Source organism: [Enterobacter] lignolyticus SCF1 (assembly GCF_000164865.1).
Classification (GTDB): domain Bacteria; phylum Pseudomonadota; class Gammaproteobacteria; order Enterobacterales; family Enterobacteriaceae; genus Enterobacter_B; species Enterobacter_B lignolyticus.
Genome location: NC_014618.1, coordinates 353,297 through 376,397, shown reverse-complemented (window position 1 = coordinate 376,397; position 23,101 = coordinate 353,297). Strand labels below are relative to the sequence as shown.

General features: G+C 58.9%; 20 protein-coding genes. 14 read left to right on the top strand and 6 right to left on the bottom strand.

The window, feature by feature from the left end:
• Position 1: 1 nt before the first annotated feature.
• Entirely contained in the window at positions 2 to 715 is a 714-nt protein-coding gene (locus ENTCL_RS01700) for a type IV pilus biogenesis protein PilM (RefSeq protein WP_013364395.1), read from the bottom strand.
• A gap of 118 nt (positions 716 to 833) precedes the next feature.
• Here ENTCL_RS01700 and mrcA point away from each other — a divergent pair, with 118 nt between their 5' ends.
• Positions 834 to 3,386, top strand: a complete 2,553-nt coding sequence (mrcA, locus tag ENTCL_RS01695) for a peptidoglycan glycosyltransferase/peptidoglycan DD-transpeptidase MrcA (protein ID WP_013364394.1) — start codon at positions 834 to 836, stop codon at positions 3,384 to 3,386.
• Between the two features lie 35 nt (positions 3,387 to 3,421).
• Here the strand turns inward: mrcA and nudE are convergent, their stop codons facing one another.
• Positions 3,422 to 3,982, bottom strand: coding sequence for an ADP compounds hydrolase NudE (gene nudE / locus ENTCL_RS01690; protein WP_013364393.1), 561 nt, complete (start codon positions 3,980 to 3,982; stop codon positions 3,422 to 3,424).
• 310 nt (positions 3,983 to 4,292) lie between these two features.
• Here nudE and ENTCL_RS01685 point away from each other — a divergent pair, with 310 nt between their 5' ends.
• The 5 genes from ENTCL_RS01685 (at position 4,293) to pckA (ending at position 10,444) form a co-directional block, all read left to right on the top strand.
• A complete protein-coding gene (locus tag ENTCL_RS01685) occupies positions 4,293 to 6,434 on the top strand; it encodes an intracellular growth attenuator family protein (RefSeq protein WP_013364392.1) in 2,142 nt (713 codons plus the stop codon).
• Between the two features lie 67 nt (positions 6,435 to 6,501).
• Positions 6,502 to 7,170: a GMP/IMP nucleotidase gene (gene yrfG, locus ENTCL_RS01680; RefSeq protein ID WP_013364391.1), complete on the top strand. Its 669-nt coding sequence runs from the start codon at positions 6,502 to 6,504 to the stop codon at positions 7,168 to 7,170.
• A gap of 10 nt (positions 7,171 to 7,180) precedes the next feature.
• A complete protein-coding gene (hslR, locus tag ENTCL_RS01675; RefSeq protein WP_013364390.1) occupies positions 7,181 to 7,582 on the top strand; it encodes a ribosome-associated heat shock protein Hsp15 in 402 nt (133 codons plus the stop codon).
• A gap of 23 nt (positions 7,583 to 7,605) precedes the next feature.
• Positions 7,606 to 8,484 carry an Hsp33 family molecular chaperone HslO gene (gene hslO, locus ENTCL_RS01670; protein WP_044612050.1) on the top strand — a complete coding sequence of 293 codons (879 nt, stop codon included), beginning with the start codon at positions 7,606 to 7,608 and terminating at the stop codon, positions 8,482 to 8,484.
• A gap of 340 nt (positions 8,485 to 8,824) precedes the next feature.
• A complete protein-coding gene (gene pckA / locus ENTCL_RS01665; protein ID WP_013364388.1) occupies positions 8,825 to 10,444 on the top strand; it encodes a phosphoenolpyruvate carboxykinase (ATP) in 1,620 nt (539 codons plus the stop codon).
• A gap of 83 nt (positions 10,445 to 10,527) precedes the next feature.
• Here the strand turns inward: pckA and envZ are convergent, their stop codons facing one another.
• Together envZ and ompR are read right to left on the bottom strand one after the other, a co-directional pair.
• Positions 10,528 to 11,880 (bottom strand): two-component system sensor histidine kinase EnvZ, encoded by a 1,353-nt coding sequence (gene envZ, locus ENTCL_RS01660; RefSeq protein ID WP_013364387.1) that lies wholly within the window; start codon positions 11,878 to 11,880, stop codon positions 10,528 to 10,530.
• On the bottom strand, positions 11,877 to 12,596 hold the full coding sequence (gene ompR / locus ENTCL_RS01655; RefSeq protein WP_001157751.1) for an osmolarity response regulator transcription factor OmpR: 720 nt from the start codon (positions 12,594 to 12,596) through the stop codon (positions 11,877 to 11,879). Before ompR ends, envZ begins: the two co-directional genes overlap by 4 nt.
• 227 nt (positions 12,597 to 12,823) lie before the next feature.
• On the opposite strand from ompR, the gene greB reads away from it, so the two are divergent.
• The 5 genes from greB (at position 12,824) to feoC (ending at position 18,903) form a co-directional block, all read left to right on the top strand.
• The gene (greB, locus tag ENTCL_RS01650) at positions 12,824 to 13,297 is read left to right on the top strand and encodes a transcription elongation factor GreB (protein WP_013364386.1); all 474 of its coding nucleotides are present in this window, start codon (positions 12,824 to 12,826) and stop codon (positions 13,295 to 13,297) included.
• 103 nt (positions 13,298 to 13,400) lie between these two features.
• Positions 13,401 to 15,734 (top strand): Tex family protein, encoded by a 2,334-nt coding sequence (locus tag ENTCL_RS01645; RefSeq protein ID WP_013364385.1) that lies wholly within the window; start codon positions 13,401 to 13,403, stop codon positions 15,732 to 15,734.
• Positions 15,735 to 16,080: 346 nt separating this feature from the next.
• Complete coding sequence (gene feoA / locus ENTCL_RS01640; RefSeq protein WP_013364384.1) at positions 16,081 to 16,308, top strand: ferrous iron transporter A; 228 nt, start codon at positions 16,081 to 16,083, stop codon at positions 16,306 to 16,308.
• Between the two features lie 30 nt (positions 16,309 to 16,338).
• The gene (gene feoB, locus ENTCL_RS01635) at positions 16,339 to 18,657 is read left to right on the top strand and encodes a Fe(2+) transporter permease subunit FeoB (protein WP_013364383.1); all 2,319 of its coding nucleotides are present in this window, start codon (positions 16,339 to 16,341) and stop codon (positions 18,655 to 18,657) included.
• A 9-nt stretch (positions 18,658 to 18,666) separates the two neighbouring features.
• Positions 18,667 to 18,903 (top strand): [Fe-S]-dependent transcriptional repressor FeoC, encoded by a 237-nt coding sequence (gene feoC, locus ENTCL_RS01630; protein ID WP_013364382.1) that lies wholly within the window; start codon positions 18,667 to 18,669, stop codon positions 18,901 to 18,903.
• A gap of 39 nt (positions 18,904 to 18,942) precedes the next feature.
• Here feoC and ENTCL_RS01625 read toward each other — a convergent pair whose 3' ends face one another.
• Both ENTCL_RS01625 and bioH read right to left on the bottom strand, forming a co-directional pair.
• Positions 18,943 to 19,212 (bottom strand): YdgH/BhsA/McbA-like domain containing protein, encoded by a 270-nt coding sequence (locus ENTCL_RS01625; RefSeq protein WP_013364381.1) that lies wholly within the window; start codon positions 19,210 to 19,212, stop codon positions 18,943 to 18,945.
• A 129-nt stretch (positions 19,213 to 19,341) separates the two neighbouring features.
• On the bottom strand, positions 19,342 to 20,115 hold the full coding sequence (gene bioH, locus ENTCL_RS01620; protein ID WP_013364380.1) for a pimeloyl-ACP methyl ester esterase BioH: 774 nt from the start codon (positions 20,113 to 20,115) through the stop codon (positions 19,342 to 19,344).
• 42 nt (positions 20,116 to 20,157) lie between these two features.
• Here bioH and gntX point away from each other — a divergent pair, with 42 nt between their 5' ends.
• The 3 genes from gntX to gntT all read left to right on the top strand — a co-directional run bounded on the left by gntX (position 20,158) and on the right by gntT (position 23,101).
• Positions 20,158 to 20,832, top strand: a complete 675-nt coding sequence (gene gntX / locus ENTCL_RS01615) for a DNA utilization protein GntX (protein ID WP_013364379.1) — start codon at positions 20,158 to 20,160, stop codon at positions 20,830 to 20,832.
• Positions 20,833 to 20,890: 58 nt separating this feature from the next.
• Positions 20,891 to 21,466: a Fe-S biogenesis protein NfuA gene (gene nfuA / locus ENTCL_RS01610; RefSeq protein ID WP_013364378.1), complete on the top strand. Its 576-nt coding sequence runs from the start codon at positions 20,891 to 20,893 to the stop codon at positions 21,464 to 21,466.
• Between the two features lie 318 nt (positions 21,467 to 21,784).
• Complete coding sequence (gene gntT, locus ENTCL_RS01605; protein ID WP_013364377.1) at positions 21,785 to 23,101, top strand: gluconate transporter; 1,317 nt, start codon at positions 21,785 to 21,787, stop codon at positions 23,099 to 23,101.

The window sequence follows — 23,101 nt, the reverse complement described above, 5'->3', positions numbered from 1 at the left end:
ATCAGTGCCCCCCTGCCGCCAGGGCGATGGCTATCGCAAAGTCATCCGCCGCCTGCGGCAACGGAGGATAAAGCTGGCTTACCGTCTTCCAGGGATTAAAGTAGCGACGCTCATCAGGATCGGCCGCGCACTGCAGCAGGCCCGGTTCGGCCTCCTGGCTGCATCCCCAGCCGCTATGGGTCGCCCACAGCCACTGTTCGCCGTTATGCCAGGTCACGCCCGGCTGGTCATCCGCAAGCCACGGCAGGAAATTTTGCAAAGCGCAGGCATCGGGCGTGATAGCGTCCACCCGGACGCCCGCCGCGGCGAGCGGCTCCTGTAGCTGCGCGATATCGCGCTTACGGGCCGCCGTCACGGTAAATTCAGTCGTATCGCGGGCAGTGTAATCAAAGACCAAATCCGCCTGCGGCATGTCCAGATGCTGCGCCAGCGTAGCGGCTATCCACCGGCTTTCATCGCTCTCCAGCAGCGCCAGCTGCGGCCTGGGAAGCGTTTTTTGCAGCGTTTTCGCGGCGGGAAACGCCAGCATGATGCGATGCTGCAGCGGGAGCTCCTGCCGCCACTGCCGCAGACGAACAGCATCGCCGGGCTCGCCCTCAAGAGGCAGCCGCCACCAGCGGCGAAGGGCCCATCCGGCCCGCGTACGCTGCAGCGCCACGCTGAGAACACAATCTGGTTGGATATGCAGTCCGACATGCCAGCGCCTGTAAGCCATTCTTACGATCTCCTTATCCGTCAAACCATTCCGGCTATATCAATGCTTCTGGCTTGCCTTTATACTACCGCGCGTTTGTTTATAAACTGCCCAATTGAAACGAAATGGGAAATCTCCGGTGAAGTTCGTAAAGTATTTATTCATCCTTGCAGTCTGTTGCATTCTGCTGGGAGCAGGCTCGATCTACGGCCTCTACAAGTATATTGAGCCCCAGCTCCCCGACGTCGCCACGCTGCGGGATGTACGCCTGCAAATTCCAATGCAGGTCTATAGCGCTGAAGGCGAGCTTATCGCCCAGTATGGCGAGAAGCGTCGTATTCCCGTGACGCTGAACCAGATACCGCCAACCCTGGTGAAAGCGTTTATCGCGACGGAAGACAGCCGCTTCTATGAGCACCACGGCGTCGACCCGGTAGGGATCTTCCGTGCGGCCAGCGTGGCGCTGTTCTCCGGCCATGCGTCGCAGGGCGCCAGCACCATTACCCAACAGCTGGCGCGTAACTTCTTCCTCAGCCCTGAAAAGACGCTGATGCGTAAGATCAAGGAAGCGTTTTTGGCGATTCGCATCGAGCAGTTGCTGAATAAAGACGAAATCCTTGAGCTCTATCTGAACAAGATTTACCTCGGCTATCGCGCTTACGGCGTCGGGGCGGCGGCCCAGGTCTACTTCGGGAAAACCGTCGACCAGCTGACGCTCAACGAGATGGCGGTGATTGCCGGTCTGCCGAAAGCGCCGTCGACCTTCAACCCGCTGTACTCCATGGATCGCGCCACCGCGCGTCGGAACGTGGTGCTTTCGCGTATGCTGAGCGAGGGATACATCACGCAGGCGCAGTACGATGAAACCAGTCGCGAACCCATTGACGCAAGCTACCATGCCCCGGAAATCGCCTTCTCTGCGCCGTACCTGACCGAAATGGTGCGCCAGGAGATGGTCAACCGCTACGGCGATAAAGCTTACGAAGACGGCTATCGCATCTACACCACCATCACCCGTAAGGATCAGCTGGCCGCCCAGCAGGCCGTACGTAACAACGTGATGGATTACGACATGCGCCACGGCTACCGCGGCCCGGCAAACGTGCTGTGGAAAGTGGGCGAAACGCCGTGGGACAGCAAGAAAATCACCGATTCGCTGAAAAGCCTGCCGACCTACGGGCCGCTGGAGCCTGCGGTGGTGACTGCGACAGGTCCGCAGGAAGCGACGGTGATGATGGCGGACGGCACCTCTGCCGCGCTGAGCATGGACGGTATGCGCTGGGCGCGTCCGTATCGTTCGGACACCCTGCAGGGCGCCACGCCGCGCAAGGTGACCGATGTGGTGCAGACCGGTCAGCAGATCTGGATCCGCCAGGTGAACAACAGCTGGTGGCTGGCCCAGGTGCCGGACGTGAACTCCGCGCTGGTCTCCGTCAATCCGCAAAACGGCGCGATTATCGCGCTGGTCGGCGGCTTCGACTTTAACCAGAGCAAGTTCAACCGCGCCACCCAGGCGCTGCGCCAGGTCGGCTCCAACATTAAGCCGTTCCTCTACACCGCCGCCATGGACAAAGGGTTAACGCTGGCCAGCGTACTCAACGACGTACCGATCTCCCGTTGGGATGCGGGCGCCGGCTCCGACTGGCGGCCGAAAAACTCGCCGCCGGAGTATGCCGGTCCTATCCGTCTGCGCCAGGGCCTGGGGCAGTCGAAAAACGTGGTGATGGTTCGCGCCATGCGCGCGATGGGTGTTGACTATGCCGCTGAGTATCTGCAGCGCTTCGGCTTCCCGGCCGACAACATCGTCCACACCGAATCGCTGGCACTGGGTTCGGCCTCCTTTACGCCGCTGCAGGTCGCGCGCGGCTATTCGGTGATGGCCAACGGCGGCTTCCTGATAGACCCCTACTTCATCAGCAAGATTGAAAATGACCAGGGCAACGTGCTGTTTGAGGCCAAACCGAAAATTGCCTGCGCCGATTGCGATATCCCGGTAATTTACGGCGATACGCCGAAATCTAACGTGCTGGAAAACAAAGATGTTGAAGATGTGGCTATCTCCCAGGAGCCGCAGAACGCCAACGTGCCAATGCCCAGCCTTGAGCAGGCCAACCAGGCCTTAGTCGCCCGCAGCGGCGGCCAGGAATATGCGCCGCACGTCATCAGCACACCGCTGGCGTTTCTGATCAAGAGCGCGCTGAACACCAACATCTTCGGCGAACCGGGCTGGCAGGGCACCGGCTGGCGTGCAGGCCGCGACCTGCAGCGTAAGGATATCGGCGGGAAAACCGGTACCACCAACAGCTCGAAAGATGCCTGGTTCTCCGGCTACGGTCCGGGCGTCGTCACCTCGGTGTGGATTGGCTTTGACGATCACCGCCGCGACCTGGGCCGGACGACGGCGTCGGGCGCCATTAAGGATCAGATCTCCGGCTACGAAGGCGGCGCCAAAAGCGCGCAACCGGCGTGGGATGCCTTTATGAAGAGTGTGCTTCAGGGCGTTCCTGAGCAGCCGCTGACGCCGCCTACCGGCGTGGTGACGGTCAATATCGACCGCAGCACCGGGCAGCTCGCCAACGGCGGCAACAGCCGTGAAGAGTACTTTATTGAGGGCACGCAGCCGACGCAGCAGGCGGTGCATGAGGTGGGAACCACGCTTATCGATAACGGCGAGACCCACGAGCTGTTCTGATCGAAAAAGGCGCCGCTGGCGCCTTTTTTATTGGGTTACAGTTTTCCCTGCGCCTGCAGCCACTCTCGAAGCAGGAACAGCGCGCTGACGTTGCGGGCTTCGTTGAAGTCCGGGTCCTCAAGCAGGTCCATCAGATGCGTAAGCGGCCAGCGAACCTGCGGCAGCGGTTCAGGCTCATCGCCCGGCAGGGATTCCGGGTAGAGGTTTTCCGCGACCACGATGTTCATTTTGCTGGAGAAGTACGACGGCGCCATGCCGAGCTTGCGCAGGAACGTCAGGTCGTTCGCGCCGAAGCCGACTTCTTCTTTCAGCTCGCGGTTAGCGGCTTCAAACACGCTCTCGCCCGGATCGATAAGCCCTTTGGAAAACCCGAGCTCATAGGATTCAGTGCCGACGGCGTATTCGCGGATCAGGATCAGATGGTCGTCAATAATCGGCACAATCATCACGGCTTCCCGCGAAGAAGGACGCATGCGCTCATAAACGCGACGCTCGCCATTACTGAATTCCAGGTCCACACTTTCAACGGTAAACAGCCGGGAGCGGGCAACCGCTTCAACATTCAGAATGGTGGGTTTTTTTAGTGGTTTATCCATAGTGCCGGGTCTTTGCTGTGGAAACAGGGTAATTGTGCGACATACCGCACGGTTTCGGCAATTCCTATCATCTGATATTTACATTTCTGCAACCTTTAGCATCAACTCCTTTTTTAGACAAAAAGTCAAGAGGTTGCAAAGGTTTTGAGAATTTGCTGATATTCCCCTGCGTCGGCCTTTGATACTCTTAAACGTTGCTTCAGAATGTGTAACGTTCTGTGCGACACGTGCCGATAGCTAACTACGGGCTCACGTTCAGCGTTAATGGTCAACCGACGAAACCTGTAAGAATAAGTATGATGGGAAAAGCATGGGCACATTTTTGATTTTCTTCGCTGCTATGCTGGCCTGCGCATTGCTTGCAGGGTGGTTATTCCGGTTGCGCGCGCAGCGCCGACGCCTCCCCTTGTTGCATGCCTTTGCCGGCGCAACAACGCGTAAGCTGACGGACGAAGAGCGCAGCGCCGTTGAAGGCTATCTCGATGGTCTGAACCATGTACTGCAGGTTCCGGCGTCCGGCGCCGCGCCTGACGCCATGGCGCTCACGGCGCAAAGCCATACCGTCTTTGCCGTCACCCGCGCGATCACCCGCTACGGCATCACCACCGACGATCCGCATAAATGGCGCTACTTCCTTGATGCCGTCGAAGTCCATTTGCCGCCCTTCTGGGAACAGTACATCACGGATGAAAACAGCGTTGAGCTAATCCATACCGATGCGATGCCGCTGATTATTTCCCTGAACGGCCACACCCTTCGCGATCACAAGCAGGAGGCCCGCGGCTACGCGCTGGAGCAGCGCTCCGCTACCCAGGCCTCCATTCGCGGCGAAGAGAGCGAGCAGATAGAGCTGCTGAACATTCGCCAGGAAACCCACGAAGAGTATGCGCTTGGCCGCCCTGACGGCCTGCGCGAAGCGCTGCTGGTCGTCAGCGCCTTCGCGCTGTTTTACTGCTGCCTGATAGCCCCCGACGTTTTTGCGCCATGGCTGGTCGGCGGCGCTACCCTGCTGCTGGCCGCGGGTTTGTGGGGGCTGTTCGCCCCGCCGCCTAAAACGGCGCTACGTGAAATCCACTGCCTGCGCGGTACGCCGAAGCGCTGGGGTCTGTTCGGTGAAAACGATCAGGAACAGATTAACAATATTTCGCTCGGCATTATCGATCTCATCTACCCACGCCACTGGCAGCCGTATATTGCGCAGGATCTCGGCCAGCAGACGGATATCGATATCTACCTCGACAGGCATGTCGTCCGCCAGGGGCGTTTTTTATCGCTGCATGATGAAGTGAAGAACTTCCCGCTGCAGCACTGGCTGCGCAGCGCCGTCATCGCGGGCGGCGCTCTGCTCATCGTCATTATGCTGTGGGTAAGCGTACCGCTCGGCATGCCGTTCAAATTCACCCTCTCATGGCTTAAGGGCGCCCAGACCATCGAGGCCACCACGGTCAATCAGCTGGAGAAAGCGGGCGTCAGAATCGGCGATACCCTGCATCTGAAGGGGACCGGGATGTGCAACATTCGCACCCCGGGCTCGTGGACTGCCCAGGAAAACTCGCCGTTTACCCCGTTTGACTGCTCGCAGATCATCTGGAACGACGCCCCGCCGCTGCCGCTGCCGGAATCTGACACCGTGACCAAAGCCACCGCGCTGATGCAGGCGGTAAACCGTCAGCTGCACCCAAGCCCCGACGACAGCTCGCGCGTCAGCCCGGCGCTGCGCTCAGCCATTCAAAAATCCGGGATGGTGCTGCTGGATGATTTTGCGGATATCGTTCTGAAAACCCAGGATTTATGCGCAGGAGAAGACGAATGCGCGCGGCTGAAAAACGCGCTGGTGAACCTCGGCAACACCCGCGACTGGGAGACGCTCACCAAGCGTGCCAGCGCCGGGAAGCTGGACGGCGTCAATGTGCTGCTGCGTCCGGTAAGCGCCGAGTCGCTGGAAAATCTGGTCACCACCTCGACCGCGCCGTTCGTGATGCGGGAGACCGCCCGCGCGGCCCAGGCGCTCAATAGCCCGGCGCCCGGCGGTTTTCTTATCAGCAGCGACGAGGGCAGCGATTTAGTATCGCAGCCGTGGCCTGCGGTTTCGCTGTACGATTATCCAGCCCATGAACAGTGGGGCGAGTTCCAGCGGCTGGCGGGGATGCTGATGCATACGCCGTTCAGCGCCGAAGGCATTGTGACCAGCGTTTACACCGACGCCAACGGCACGCAGCATATCAATCTGCACCGTATTCTCGACAGAGCGGGGCTGTGGCGCTATCTCGGCACCACGCTGCTGATGCTGACGATGCTGGTCTGCGCCGCCTGGAACGGCGTGCTTGCGCTTCGCCGCTATCAGCGCCATCGCGAGCGCGTGGCTGAGATCCAGAAATACTACGACAGCTGTATGAACCCGGTGCTTATCCCTTCACCCGAATCGCTGCATTCGGACACGCCCGATCGCTGACGCCCGAACTCCTGAAGCGCGGCAGGTTGTGATACCCTGTCGCGCAATTCTTCCGCGGAGGTTTAGCATGCATCTGAATATTGCCTGGCAGGAGGTCGATACCGTTCTGCTTGATATGGACGGCACCCTACTCGATCTCGCGTTCGATAACTATTTCTGGCAAAAGCTGGTGCCGGAAACCTACGGCGCACGGCTCGGTATCTCCCCGCAGGAAGCGCAGCTGGCTATCCGCCAGGAGTACCACGCCGTGCAGCATACGCTAAACTGGTACTGTCTGGATTACTGGAGCGAACGCCTGGGGCTGGATATCTGCGCCATGACGACCCGGGAAGGCCCGCGCGCCGTGCTGCGCGACGACACCGTACCGTTTCTCGACGCCCTGAAAGCCTGCGGTAAGAAGCGGATTTTGCTCACCAACGCGCACCCGCATAACCTCGCGGTCAAGCTGGAGCATACCGGGCTTGCCTCGCACCTTGATTTATTGCTTTCCACCCACACATTTGGTTATCCGAAAGAGGATCAGCGCTTGTGGCAGGCGGTGGCGTCTGAAACCGGCCTCAACGCAGACAAAACGCTGTTTATCGACGACAGCGAGCCGATTCTTGATGCCGCGGCCCGGTTTGGCATTCGCTACTGCCTGGGCGTCACCAACCCGGATTCTGGGCTGGCGGAAAAGACCTACCAACGTCATCCGGGGTTAAATGATTATCGCCGCCTGATCCCTGCGCTCAGGTGAAGGAGCCGTCATGAATGACAAACCCGCCGAGGCCGTGCGTCTCGATAAATGGCTGTGGGCAGCCCGGTTTTATAAAACCCGCGCGGTCGCTCGCGAGATGATCGAAGGCGGAAAGGTGCACTACAACGGCCAGCGCAGCAAGCCCAGCAAAGTGGTGGAGCTGAACGCGACGTTGACTCTTCGCCAGGGAAACGACGAGCGCACGGTGGTGGTGAAAGGCATTACCGAGCAGCGGCGCCCGGCAAGCGAAGCCGCGCTGTTATACGAAGAAACGGCGCAAAGTATTGAGAAAAGGGAAAAAGTGGCGCTGGCGCGCAAAATGAACGCGCTTACCATGCCGCATCCTGACCGTCGTCCGGACAAAAAAGAGCGCCGCGACCTGATGAGATTTAAATCTGGAAACAGTGAATAACTGGCTCCCCGAGAGAGAAAATGATGATTCAACACGATCAATTACATCGCTATCTGTTTGAAAACGTTGCCGTACGCGGCGAGCTGGTTACCGTATCGGAAACCCTGGACCAGATTCTGGCAAACCACAGTTACCCGCAGCCGGTGAAAACCGTGCTGGCGGAGCTGCTGGTCGCCACTAGCCTGCTGACCGCCACCCTGAAATTCGCAGGCGACATCACCGTGCAGCTGCAGGGCGATGGCCCCATGTCCCTGGCGGTGATTAACGGCAACCACAACCAGCAGCTGCGCGGCGTGGCGCGTATCCAGGGCGACATTCCGCAGGATGCGTCGCTGAAAACGCTGGTCGGCAACGGCTTCCTGGTCATCACCATCGCGCCGGAAGAGGGTGAACGCTACCAGGGCGTCGTCGGTCTGGAAGGCGATACCCTGGCGGCCTGCCTGGAAGACTACTTCATGCGCTCCGAGCAGCTGCCGACGCGTCTGATTATCCGTACCGGCGAGCACGACGGTAAGCCCGCGGCGGGCGGTATGCTGCTGCAGGTGATGCCGGCGCAGAACGCGCAGACGCAGGATTTTGAACACCTGGCGACGCTGACGGAAACCATCAAAGCCGAAGAGCTGTTTACGCTGCCGGCCAACGACGTGTTGTGGCGCCTGTATCATGAAGAGGAAGTGACGCTTTATGACCCGCAGTCCGTTGAGTTCAAGTGCACCTGCTCCCGCGAGCGCTGCGCCGATGCGCTGAGAACGCTGCCGGATGAAGAGGTCGACAGCATCCTCGCCGATGACGGCGAGATAGACATGCACTGCGACTACTGCGGCAACCACTACGTGTTCAACGCGATGGATATCGCCGAGATCCGCAACAACGCCTCCCCGGCGGATCCGCAGATCCACTAAGCCAGCCGCGCGCCTGCCCTTCTCCTCTGCCGGAGAAGGGTTGATGGCCCCCGCGACCTGAATCGATTTTCCCTGAAAGTTTTTCGTTATTTTCTTTCAGGAATGCGATTACCTTCACATTAACGCAGTTATTTAAACCATTCTTTAACCATTTAAGAACATTTCCCCCAAATAAAGCGCCATTCCTGACATAATCCGTCTCCTTCGAGACAGGAGTCACAGAGTTTTTCGTAAGTACGCGGTTTTTCCGGATACGTAAATCTATGAGCCTGGTCGCGGTCAATCGACCCATGACAACCCTACAATCATTAGCAGTATATATTGGCTAAGGAGCAGTGAAATGCGCGTTAAAGGTATAACCCCGCAGGATCTCAAGGCTTATGGAATCAACGACGTTCAGGATATCGTCTACAACCCCGACTACGATACGTTGTATCAGGAAGAGCTCAATCCCAACCTGGAAGGTTACGAGCGCGGTGTGTTAACGAATCTTGGTGCTATCGCCGTCGACACCGGTATTTTTACCGGCCGTTCGCCGAAAGATAAGTATATTGTCCGCGACGACACGACACGGGATACCGTGTGGTGGTCAGATAAAGGTAAAGGGAAGAACGATAACAAACCGCTCTCCCCGGAGACCTGGCAGCACCTGAAGCAGCTGGTGACTCATCAGCTTTCCGGCAAGCGACTGTTTATCATCGACGCTTATTGTGGCGCAAACGCCGATACGCGTCTGTGCGTCCGTTTTATCACCGAGGTGGCCTGGCAGGCGCACTTCGTGAAAAACATGTTCATTCGCCCAACCGACGAAGAGCTGGCAACATTCAAGCCGGATTTCGTGGTCATGAACGGTGCGAAGTGCGTGAACCCGCAGTGGCAGGCGCAGGGGCTGAACTCCGAAAACTTCGTGGCCTTCAACCTGACCGAGCGTATTCAGCTTATCGGCGGCACCTGGTACGGCGGCGAAATGAAAAAAGGGATGTTCTCGATCATGAACTACCTGCTGCCGCTGAAAGGCATCGCGTCGATGCACTGCTCCGCTAACGTGGGCGAGAAAGGCGACGTGGCGGTGTTCTTCGGGCTTTCCGGCACCGGTAAAACCACCCTGTCCACCGACCCGAAACGTCGCCTGATCGGCGATGACGAACACGGCTGGGACGATGACGGCGTGTTCAACTTCGAAGGCGGCTGCTACGCGAAGACCATCCGTTTGTCAGAAGAAGCGGAACCGGACATCTATCACGCCATCCGCCGCGATGCGCTGCTGGAAAACGTCACCGTGCTGGCCGACGGCACCATCGATTTCGACGATGCGTCGAAAACGGAAAACACCCGCGTCTCTTACCCGATTTACCACATCGACAACATCGTGAAGCCGGTGTCGAAAGCCGGGCACGCCACCAAGGTGATTTTCCTGACCGCGGACGCCTTCGGCGTACTGCCGCCGGTTTCCCGCCTGACGGCGAACCAGACGCAGTACCACTTCCTTTCTGGCTTTACCGCGAAGCTCGCCGGTACCGAGCGCGGCGTCACCGAGCCGACGCCAACCTTCTCCGCCTGCTTTGGCGCAGCGTTCCTCTCCCTGCACCCGACCCAGTATGCAGAAGTGCTGGTGAAGCGTATGCAGGCGTCCGGCGCGCAGGCCTATCTGGTGAACACCGGCTGGAACGGCACCGGCAAACGTATCTCCATTAAGGATACCCGCGCCATTATCGATGCCATTCTCGACGGCTCTCTGGATAACGCCGAAACCTTTACTCTGCCGATGTTCGATCTGGCGATCCCAACGGCGCTGCCAGGCGTGGATACGCATATCCTCGACCCGCGCAACACCTACGGTTCACCGGAGCAGTGGCGTGAGAAAGCGGAAACGCTGGCGAAGCTGTTTATTGAGAACTTTGAGAAGTATACCGATACCCCGGCAGGCGAAGCGCTGGTGAGTGCGGGTCCGAAACTGTAAAGAACGGGTCGGGGGCGCGACGCGCGCCCGACCAACCGTTCAGGCACCGGCCGGGCAGGCGACATCGCTGCCCGGCCTTTTTTTTAACTCTCTTTCGTCTGCCCCTGCACTTTCGCGACAGGAACCGGCAGCCAGGCGCGAATCAACAGCCCGCCCCGCTTGCTGGTATCAATTTCCAGCAGGCCGTTATGGTTGTCGATAATCCGCTGCACGATAGCCAGCCCCAGGCCGGTGCCGCTGGTGCTGCGGGCGCTGTCGCCGCGCACGAACGGCTGGAACAGATGCTTGCGCTGCTCAGGCTTGATGCCCGGACCGTCGTCCTCCACCTGGAACCAGACCCGATTCGGCTCGCGGCCGCTGCTGACCTTGATCCATCCGTTGCCATAGCGCGCGGCGTTCACCACCATATTTGCGACGGCGCGTTTAATGGAGAGCGGATGCATACGCACCGGGATGTCGCCCGGCTGAAGCTCGGTTTCAATTTCCCGCTCATAGCCGCTTTCCGCCGCCACCACTTCACCCAGCACCGCGTTGAGATCCGCAAGCTCCATCGGCATCTCCTGGCCGGTGCGCAGGTAGTCGATGAACTGCTCGATAATGGCGTTACACTCTTCGATGTCTTTGTTAATCGACTCCGCGAGATAGCCATCCTCTTCGCCCATCATTTCCGTCGCCAGACGAATGCGCGTCAGCGGCGTGCGCAGGTCATGGCTGACCCCCGCCATCAGCAGGGTACGATCGTCCGCCAGCTGCTTCACGCCTGCGGCCATATGGTTAAAGGCCCGGGTCACGGAGCGCACCTCGGACGCGCCATACTCACGCAGCGGTGGAGGAATAATGCCTTTACCGACCTGCAGCGCCGCGTGCTCCAGGTCGACCAGCGGTCGGTTCTGGATGCGGATAAACAGCCACGCGCCGCCGATAGCCAGCAGCATAATCGCCAGCGTATAGCGGAACAGCGGCGAGAAGTCGCCCTGATGGATTTCGGTCAGCGGTACGCGCACCCAGATATTGGGCGACAGCCAGGTTTTCAGCCACACCACCGGCGAGCTCTTGTTGACCTCAACGCGCACTTCCGTCGGGCCGCCCAGCTGCTGCGCCATCTGCTGGCTTAAAAATTCATAGTGCTGCGCCCAGCGCAGCCCTGCATCTTCCGCCGCTTCGTCGGAATAGAGCGAGATGCCCAACTCGCGGTAGATCTCGCGCCTGAACGCCGGCGGCACCACCAGCTGCGTACCGTCCTCCAGCTGCAGCTTGTCGGTCATCAGCATACGGACTTCGTACGCCAGCACCTTATTAAACTGCTGGAGGCTCGGCAGGATGGCGAAGTTAAGCACCACCAGGTAGGTCGTCACCAGGCTGACGAACAGCAGGGTGACGATAAGCAGCAGGGTACGGGCAAACGAACTTCGCGGCGAGAAGCGCATTCGCCTCATGCTTTAGAGCCGTCCGGTACGAACACGTAGCCCAGGCCCCACACGGTCTGGATATAGCGCGGATGCGCCGGATCCTCTTCCACCATGCGGCGCAGGCGGGAGATTTGCACGTCGATGGAGCGTTCCATCGCGGAATATTCGCGGCCACGGGCAAGGTTCATCAGCTTGTCACGGGACAGCGGCTCGCGGGGGTGGCTGACCAGCGCCTTCAGCACCGCGAATTCGCCGCTGGTGAGCGGCATCGGCTCGTCTTCACGGAACATCTCACGGGTGCCGAGGTTAAGCTTGAACTTACCGAAGGCAATAACCGCTTCTTCCTGCGACGGCGCGCCCGGCAGTTCGTTCGCCTGACGGCGCAGCACGGCGCGAATACGCGCCAGCAGCTCGCGCGGGTTGAACGGTTTAGGAATATAGTCATCGGCGCCGATTTCGAGACCGACAATGCGGTCAACCTCTTCGCCTTTCGCCGTTACCATAATGATCGGCATCGGGTTGCTCTGGCTGCGCAGACGGCGGCAAATAGACAGTCCGTCTTCGCCAGGCAGCATCAGATCCAGCACCATCAGGTGGAAAGATTCGCGGGTCAACAGGCGGTCCATTTGTTCCGCATTCGCCACACTTCGAACCTGGAAGCCCTGCTCGGTCAGATAACGCTCGAGTAACGCACGCAGACGCATGTCGTCATCAACAACCAGAATCTTATAATTCTCTTGCATCGTTTTTACTCCCAAAGGTTCACAACAATCATGAGTGCGTATTCTCAAAAAAGCGTACGCCGCGCTCCAGCTAAATCTGGTATAAATTCTAGCCGAAATTGTTACAAAGCATATTTAACAGCAGCTTATCTGTACATTTCATCACAATAAACCATTTTTCACTCAACTGGATTATGATGTGAGACGTATTGTGCGCAAGTTCAGGCAGCAGAAGGTAACGGAACGCGATGAAAACGCCGCTGATCACCCGCGAGGGTTATGAAAAACTCAAGAAAGAGCTGGACTACCTCTGGCGTGAAGAACGCCCGGAGGTGACGAAAAAAGTGACCTGGGCGGCAAGCCTTGGCGATCGCAGCGAAAACGCTGACTACCAGTACAACAAGAAACGCCTGCGCGAAATCGACCGCCGGGTACGCTACCTGACCAAGTGTCTGGAGCATCTGAAAATTGTCGATTACTCTCCGCAGCAGGAGGGCAAAGTCTTCTTCGGCGCCTGGGTTGAAATTGAAAACGACGACGGCGATATCAAGCGCTTTCGCATCGTCGGCTACGACGAAATTTTTGGTCAAAAGGACTACATCTCCATCGATTCGCCGATGGCGCGGGCGCTGCTGAAAAAAGAGGTGGGCGACCTGGCGACCGTACAGACCCCGGGCGGCGAAGCGACCTGGTATGTGAACGACATCGAATATGTGAAGTAGCCTGCCCGGAACACTCCGATTGCCGCCCCGGACGGCTGGCATTTTTGTCAGCCAGTCCGTATAACTATCCCCTGATTTTCGATCCACAAGATGAAAAATAGCCATGATGAATGATTCGCTCTGCCGCATTATTGCGGGTGAACTTCAGGCCAGAAACGAACAGGTAGAAGCTGCCGTTCGCTTGCTTGATGAAGGGAACACCGTGCCGTTTATCGCACGTTATCGTAAGGAAGTTACCGGGGGGCTGGACGACACGCAGCTGCGCCAGCTGGAAACCCGTCTTGGCTATCTGCGCGAACTGGAAGATCGCCGCCAGGCGATTCTCAAATCGATCGGCGAACAGGGTAAGCTCACCGACGAGCTGGCGAAGGCCATCAACGGCACGCTGAGCAAAACCGAGCTGGAAGACCTTTACCTGCCCTATAAGCCCAAGCGCCGCACCCGCGGGCAAATCGCGATTGAAGCCGGTCTGGAGCCGCTGGCCGACCTGCTGTGGAACGAGCCCTCGCGCGATCCGGACGCCGAAGCGGCAAACTATATCAACGCCGACAACGGCGTCGCTGACGGCAAAGCCGCGCTGGATGGCGCCCGCTACATCCTGATGGAGCGTTTTGCCGAAGATGCCGCCCTGCTGGCGAAAGTGCGCGACTACCTGTGGAAAAACGCGCACCTGGTTGCCGCCGTGGTCAGCGGTAAAGAGGATGAAGGCGCGAAGTTCCGCGACTACTTCGACCACCATGAACCGATCGCGACCGTCCCGTCGCACCGCGCGCTGGCGATGTTCCGCGGGCGCAACGAAGGCGTACTGCAGCTGTCGCTTAACCCTGACCCGCAGTTCGACGAGCCGCCGAAAGAGAGCCACTGCGAACAGATCATTATCAACCATCTCGACCTGCGTCTGAACAACGCCCCGGCGGACAGCTGGCGCCGCGGCGTGGTGAGCTGGACCTGGCGCATCAAGGTGCTGATGCACCTCGAAACCGAACTGATGGGCACCGTGCGCGAGCGCGCGGAAGATGAGGCGATCAACGTCTTTGCCCGCAACCTGCACGATCTGCTGATGGCCGCTCCCGCCGGGCTGCGCGCCACTATGGGACTCGATCCTGGTCTGCGTACCGGCGTGAAGGTGGCGGTAGTTGACGGTACCGGCAAGCTGGTGGCGACCGACACCATTTATCCGCACACCGGCCAGGCGGCCAAAGCGGCGGTGGCCATCGCCGCGCTGTGCGAAAAATATAACGTGGAGCTGGTGGCTATCGGCAACGGTACCGCCTCGCGCGAAACCGAGCGTTTTTACCTCGACGTGCAAAAGCAGTTTCCGAAGGTCACGGCGCAAAAGGTTATCGTCAGCGAAGCCGGCGCATCGGTCTATTCCGCCTCCGAGCTCGCGGCGCTGGAATTCCCGGACCTCGACGTCTCCCTGCGCGGCGCGGTGTCTATCGCCCGTCGTCTGCAGGACCCGCTGGCGGAGCTGGTGAAGATCGACCCGAAATCGATCGGCGTGGGCCAGTACCAGCACGACGTCAGCCAGACGCAGCTCGCGCGTAAGCTCGATGCGGTGGTGGAAGACTGCGTAAACGCCGTCGGCGTTGACCTTAATACCGCCTCCGTGCCGCTGCTGACCCGCGTGGCGGGCTTAACCCGCATGATGGCGCAGAATATCGTGGCGTGGCGTGATGAGAACGGCCAGTTCCAGAACCGCCAGCAGCTGCTGAAAGTGAGCCGTCTGGGGCCAAAAGCCTTCGAGCAGTGCGCGGGCTTCCTGCGCATCAACCATGGCGATAACCCGCTCGATGCCTCAACCGTCCACCCGGAAGCCTATCCGGTGGTCGAACGCATCCTTGCCGCCACCCGACAGGCGCTGAAGGATCTGATGGGCGACAGCAGCGCGCTGCGCGACCTGAAGGCGGTGGATTTTACCGACGACCGCTTCGGCGTCCCGACGGTGACCGACATCATCAAAGAGCTGGAAAAGCCGGGCCGCGACCCGCGTCCGGAATTCAAAACGGCGCAGTTTGCCGACGGCGTGGAAACCATGAACGACCTGCTGCCGGGAATGGTGCTGGAAGGGGCGGTCACCAACGTCACCAACTTCGGCGCCTTCGTCGACATTGGCGTACACCAGGATGGGCTGGTGCATATCTCCTCTCTTGCCGATAAGTTTGTGGAAGATCCGCACACCGTCGTCAAAGCGGGCGATATCGTGAAGGTCAAGGTGCTGGAGGTCGACCTGCCGCGTAAGCGCATCGCCCTGACCATGCGTCTGGACGAGCAGCCCGGCGACAGCAATGCGCGCCGTGGCGGCGGCGGCGCGCGCGAGCAAAACGGCGCGCGTCCGGCGGCAAAAGCGGCCAAACCGCGCGGCCGCGACGCCCAGCCCGCGGGCAATAGCGCAATGATGGACGCGCTGTCCGCGGCGTTTGGTAAGAAGAAATAATACATCCGCAATAAGCCTTCTCATTATTTATGAGAAGGCTTACCCGCTGGCAATGATTAAGAAACATTAACCTTCATTGCATCCATGAAATATTAGAACGCCATTTCTTACACCATTAACATTCCGGACAATTTCGCTGTCTGCCAAAAATTGAGCAATGTCAAAAGTCCCGCGGATTATTGGCTAATTCCACATCCCGTCACAGTTTATCGATTGAAGATAAAAACCATTCTCATTATCATTGTATGCGTTGATGTTTTATTCTTTTTCCCGTGGGTATTACGTTGGTTTCATGCGCACCCCGCGCGTATGAAGGGATTTTCGGTTAACGAAAGAAGCAGGTCCTATGCAATTCACTCCTGACAGTACGTGGAAAATCACCGGGTTCTCCCGTGAAATTAGCCCGGCTTATCGGCAAAAACTGCTTTCACTGGGCATGCTGCCCGGCTCCTCATTTCATGTCGTGCGCGTCGCGCCGCTCGGCGACCCCGTTCATATCGAAACGCGCCGCGTCAGCCTGGTATTACGTAAAAAAGATTTGGCGTTAATAGAAACCGAAGCGTTGAACCGCTAATACGCCTCTGGCAACAGCGAGCCCAGAAAAATGAAAAAATTGACCATTGGCCTTATTGGTAATCCAAACTCCGGTAAAACGACGCTTTTTAACCAGCTAACCGGCGCGCGCCAGCGCGTGGGCAACTGGGCGGGCGTTACCGTCGAGCGCAAAGAGGGGCATTTTTCGACCACCGACCATCAGGTCACGCTTGTCGACCTGCCAGGCACCTATTCACTGACGACGATTTCGTCGCAGACGTCGCTGGATGAGCAGATTGCCTGCCACTACATTCTCAGCGGCGACGCCGACCTGCTGATCAACGTCGTCGATGCTTCCAACCTCGAACGCAACCTCTACCTGACGCTGCAGCTGCTGGAGCTCGGCATCCCCTGCGTTGTGGCGCTGAACATGCTGGATATCGCTGAAAAGCAGCAGGTTCGCATCGACGTTGACGCCCTGTCCGCCCGTCTCGGCTGCCCGGTGATTCCGCTGGTCTCCACCCGCGGCCGCGGCATTGAAGCGCTGAAAATGGCCATTGACCGCCATCGCGCTAACCGCGAGCTGGAGCTGGTGCACTACCCCCAACCGCTGCTGCGTGAGGCCGACTGGCTGGCGGCAGAGATCTCGCACGAAATGCCGCAAAAGCAGCGCCGCTGGTTAGGGTTGCAGATGCTTGAAGGCGATATCTATAGCCGCGCCTACGCCGGCGACGCCGCGCACAAGCTGGGCATCGCCCAGGCGCGCCTGAGCGAAGAGATTGACGACCCGGCGCTGCATATCGCCGACGCCCGCTATCAAACTATCGCCGCTATCTGCGATGCGGTCAGCAACACGCTGACGGCGGAACCGAGCCGTTTCACGGCGGCAATAGACAAAATCATTCTCAACCGCTTCCTCGGTCTGCCTGTCTTTTTATTCGTGATGTACCTGATGTTCCTGATGGCGATCAACATCGGCGGCGCCTTGCAGCCTATTTTCGACGCCGGCTCCGTGGCTATCTTTATCCACGGTATCCAGTGGCTCGGGGCGCTGCTGCACTTCCCGGAATGGCTGACCAATTTCCTGGCCCAGGGGCTCGGCGGCGGTATCAACACCGTGCTGCCGCTGGTGCCGCAAATCGGCATGATGTACCTGTTCCTCTCCTTCCTGGAGGACTCCGGCTACATGGCCCGCGCGGCGTTCGTGATGGACCGTCTGATGCAGTCCCTCGGCCTGCCGGGGAAATCCTTTGTGCCGCTGATTGTCGGCTTCGGCTGTAACGTTCCGTCGGTGATGGGCGCCCGCACCCTCGATGCCCCGCGTGAACGCCTGATGACCATTATGATGGCGCCGTTTATGTCCTGCGGCGCGCGCCTGGCGATTTTCGCCGTCTTTGCGGCGGCATTCTTTGGTCAGCAGGGGGCGCTGGCGGTCTTCTCCTTGTATGTGCTGGGGATCGTCATGGCCATTCTCACCGGCCTGATGCTCAAGCACACCATCATGCGCGGCGAAGCATCGCCGTTCGTTATGGAGCTGCCGGTCTACCACGTGCCGCACGTTAAAAGCCTGATCATTCAGACCTGGCAGCGCCTGAAAGGCTTCGTCCTGCGCGCCGGTAAGGTCATCGTTATCGTCAGCATCTTCCTCAGCGCGCTGAACAGCTTCACGCTGAGCGGGAAAGCGGCCGATAACATCAACGACTCGGCGCTGGCCTCCGTCAGCCGCGTCATTACGCCGCTGTTTAAGCCGATTGGCGTGCATGAGGATAACTGGCAGGCGACGGTGGGTCTGTTTACCGGCGCCATGGCCAAAGAGGTCGTCGTCGGTACGCTGAACACGCTCTATACCGCAGAAAACATTCAGTCCCAGGCGTTCAACCCGGCTGAGTTTAACCTGCTGGGCGAGCTGGGCGCGGCGGTCGACGAAACCTGGCAGAGCCTGAAAAATACGTTCAGTCTAAGCGTTCTGGCGAACCCCATCGAAGCCAGCAAAGGCGACGGCGAAATGGGGACTGGCGCAATGGGCGTCATGAGCAGCAAGTTCGGCAGCGCGGCGGCAGCCTACAGCTACCTGATTTTCGTCCTGCTCTATATCCCCTGCATCTCGGTGATGGGCGCTATCTCGCGCGAGTCCAGCCGCGGCTGGATGTTCTTCTCCATCCTGTGGGGGCTGAACATCGCCTATTCGCTGGCCACCGTGTTCTACCAGGTCTCGAGCTTCAGCACGCATCCGCAGTACAGCACGGTCTGTATTCTGGCGGTTATCCTGTTTAACATTGTGGTGCTTGGCCTGCTGCGTCGCGCGCGCAGCCGCGTGGATGTCAATCTTCTGGCGACGAGGAAAACCGCCAGCAGCTGCTGCGACAGCCCGGCGGGCAACTGCCACTAAGGAGAGACGATGGCTTCGCTAATTGAACTGCGGGATATGCTGGCGCTCCAGGGGCGGATGAACGCCCAGCAGCTCAGCCGCGCGCTGCGCACGCCGCAGCCGATGGTCGACGCCATGCTCGCTCGCCTGGAGGCCATGGGTAAAGCGCGCCGCGTTCAGGAGGATGCTGAGAATTGTCTTTCAGGAAGCTGCCGTAGCTGCCCGGAGGGCAAAGCCTGCCAGCCGGAATGGTGGGTGCTGCAGTAACGCGAAAAGAAAAAGCGGGTTCAGCACCCGCTTTTTTTATTATTTGTAGACGTCCGCATTGGCGTGAACGGTTTTCTCGTTCTTCTCGCCAGCAATCACCACAAAGTACTTACCGCCCATTTCGTCGGCTTTTTTCGACAGATCGTGTCGTGCGTCCATCGGGGATGTGGTTTTAGAGGTGGTGATAGAACCCAGCTTCGTCAGGTGCATTTTCGCCACATCTTCTTTGCTGATTTCTTTGGCTGCAAACACGCCAAAAGAGACGGAACCCATCACCAGTGCTGCAACAATACCCTTAACCAGTTTCATAGCCTAACTCTCCATAGATTTATAGTGGTCATGTGAAACATGATGAATAACGTTAAACCCAGCGGTAACCGTAACATCGTCCTAAGTATTGTTCTGGTACGTCATTTTCGCCAGTCCGTGGCAAAAAAATCAGCTTAACCGCGAGGTTAGCGACAGCAGCGTCTCGCAAAACAGCTGTGGATGGGAGATAAACGGCGCGTGCGCCGCTTTCTCGACAATGAGGGATTGGCTCTGCGGCAAGGCCGTATCGAGCAGCGCGGCCACCTTACGTGGAACCAGCCCATCGAGGGCGCCGTACAGGCGCAGAAAAGGCACCTGCAGCGCGGTCAGCTCCTCGCGCAGATCGACGGTCTTCAGGATCTCCAGCCCGCCGTTCAGCACCTCCGTCGGCGGCATCGGCAGCGCCAGCACCGCGCTTTTCAGCTTCCGGGCATCCTGCCGGGCGCTCTCGGTTCCCAGCGTTTGCAGCGCCAGAAAGCGCTCGACGGTGCGCTGGAAATCTTCGTTCAGCTGCTGCTGAAAGCCGCTCAGAACGTCCGGTTTGATGCCCGGCCAGTCCTGATGGGCGCTAAAGCACGGCGATGATGCGACCGTCACCAGCGCCTGGACCCGCTGCGGCGCGTCCAGCGCAATACGGCTGGCGACCAGGCCGCCAAGACTCCAGCCGAGCCAAATCGCCCGCGCTGGCGCCTGGGCCTGCACCAGACGCGCCATCTCGTCCAGCGTCAGCGCGCCAAATCCCTGGCTGCGGCCATAGCCGGGCAGATCGACCAGGTGCAGCGTAAAATGCGTACTCAGTTCCGGCGTAATGCAATCCCATACCTGTGCATTCAGCCCCCATCCGTGCAGCAGCACAAGATGACAATCTCCTTCGCCTGTGGTTTGCCACCAGATGTTGTTCATCAGCTATTGTTCTCATTCACTATTTTTTCAGGGAGTGAAGATATGCTAACAGCCCACGGCTTGTGCTGGCTATGCCAAATGCCGCTGGCGATGGCGCACTGGGGAGTGTGTTCATTCTGTACCCGCGTCCTGTGCCGACCGCGCCTGCGCTGCCCGCAGTGCGGGTTAACGGCCGCTCACCCGCACCTGCCCTGCGGGCGCTGCCTGCAAAAAGCGCCGCCGTGGCAGCGCCTGGTCGCGGTGAATGACTACGCCGCGCCCTTAAGCCCGCTCGTCGCACAGTATAAATTCAGCGCCAGGCCGGAGCTTGCCGCGGCGCTTGCCCGCCTTCTTCTGCTACAGGTAAAAGCGCGCTCCGCGATAATCCGCCCCAGCCTGCTGGTGTCGGTTCCCCTGTGGCAGCCTCGCCGCTGGCGGCGCGGCTACAACCAAAGCGACCTGCTCTGCCGCCCGCTGGCGCGCTGGCTGGGGTGCGGTTATACCGACGAGGCGCTGCGGCGCATCCGCCCTACCGCCACCCAGCATCAGCTCTCCGCCAGGCTGCGCAAACGGAACCTGAAAAACGCCTTTCGTCTTGATATTCCGGTCGCGGGACACCATATCGCCATTGTGGACGATGTCGTCACGACGGGCGCGACCGCAGCGGAGATTTCCCGCCTGCTTTTGCAAAGCGGCGCGGCGTCAGTTCAGGTATGGTGCCTGTGTCGCACCTTGTAGACCCCCGGTAATGGGCGTATTATAACCCAGTAAAATAGTCAACTATTAGGCCAACGCTATGATCCGTATTTCCGATGCTGCACAAGCGCACTTTGCCAAACTGCTGGCAAATCAGGAAGAAGGGACACAAATCCGCGTATTTGTGATTAACCCGGGCACCCCGAATGCTGAGTGCGGCGTATCCTATTGCCCGCCGGATGCGGTGGAAGCCACCGATACTGCAATGGAGTTTGAACAGCTTACCGCCTATGTCGATGAGCTGAGCGCTCCGTATCTGGAAGATGCCGAAATTGATTTCGTGACCGACCAGCTGGGTTCTCAGCTGACGCTGAAAGCGCCGAACGCCAAGATGCGCAAAGTCTCCGACGACGCCCCGCTGATGGAGCGCGTGGAGTACCTGCTGCAGTCGCAAATCAACCCGCAGCTGGCAGGCCACGGCGGCCGAGTGTCGCTGATGGAGATAACCGACGAAGGCTATGCCATTCTGCAGTTCGGCGGCGGCTGCAACGGCTGCTCAATGGTTGACGTGACGCTGAAAGAAGGGATTGAAAAGCAGCTGCTGAACGAATTCCCGGAGCTGAAAGGCGTACGCGACCTGACCGAACACCAGCGCGGCGAGCACTCCTACTACTAAGTTTCCCCGACGTTCCCGGCGGCGTTCTGCCCGTCGGGGCGCCGTCTTCCCTCCCTTCCCTCCTCAGACTGCCTCAACGCAATAACTTGACCTGCGTCCCATAATGAACATTTTGCCGCCTCAGGTGATTCTCAAACACCGAATGTTACCCGTATCATTCACAGCAAGTACTGTTGCAAGAAAAATAGCCAACCGTCCCCTGGGGATGGAAGGAAGACTGAAGCGGTGCCTGATTTACTTAATTACCCGGATTCAGCATCTGGACGCTGTTGCTGAAACATTAACGTTACCCATAACAAAACAAAGGCCAGGTTAATCATGCCATTAGTCATCGTCGCTGTCGGTGTCGTCTTGTTATTACTGTTGATGATCCGCTTCAAAATGAACGGATTTATCGCACTGGTGCTGGTGGCGCTTGCCGTCGGCTTAATGCAAGGCATGCCGCTGGCTAAAGTTATCGTCTCCATCAAAAACGGCGTAGGCGGAACCCTCGGCAGCCTTGCGCTGATCATGGGCTTCGGCGCTATGCTCGGCAAAATGCTGGCGGACTGCGGCGGCGCGCAGCGCATCGCCACCACGCTTATCGCCAAATTTGGCAAAAAGCATATCCAGTGGGCGGTGGTATTAACCGGCTTCACCGTGGGCTTCGCGCTGTTCTATGAAGTGGGCTTCGTGCTGATGCTGCCGCTGGTGTTCACCATCGCCGCCGCCGCGAATATCCCGCTGCTGTACGTCGGCGTACCGATGGCTGCTGCGCTCTCCGTGACCCACGGCTTCCTGCCGCCGCACCCGGGCCCGACCGCTATCGCGACGATTTTCCATGCCGATATGGGCAAAACCCTGCTGTTCGGCACCATCCTCGCTATCCCGACCGTTATTCTGGCCGGTCCGGTGTACGCGCGTTTCCTGAAGGGCATCGACAAGCCGATCCCGGAAGGTCTGTACAGCGCAAAAACCTTCACTGAAGCAGAGATGCCGGGCTTTGGCGTCAGCGTCTGGACCTCTCTGGTACCGGTTATCCTGATGGCGATGCGCGCCGTCGCGGAAATGATCCTGCCGAAAGGCCACCCGTTCCTGTCCGTTGCCGAGTTCCTGGGCGACCCGGTCATGGCGACGCTGATTGCCGTACTGATTGCGATGTTCACCTTCGGTCTCAACCGTGGCCGCTCGATGGATCAGATCAACGATACCCTGACCTCCTCCATTAAAATCATCGCCATGATGCTGCTGATCATCGGCGGCGGCGGCGCGTTCAAACAGGTACTGGTCGACAGCGGCGTGGATAAATACATCGCCTCTATGATGCAGGAAACTAACGTATCGCCGATCTTTATGGCCTGGTCTATTGCCGCCGTACTGCGTGTCGCGCTGGGTTCAGCCACCGTTGCGGCTATCACCGCAGGCGGTATCGTCGCCCCGCTCATCGCCACTACCGGCGTAAGCCCGGAGCTGATGGTTATCGCGGTAGGTTCCGGCAGCGTGATTTTCTCTCACGTCAACGACCCGGGTTTCTGGCTGTTCAAAGAGTACTTTAACCTGACTATCGGCGAGACCATTAAGTCCTGGTCGATGCTGGAAACCATTATCTCGGTGTGCGGTCTGGTGGGCTGTCTGCTGCTGAATATGGCTATCTGA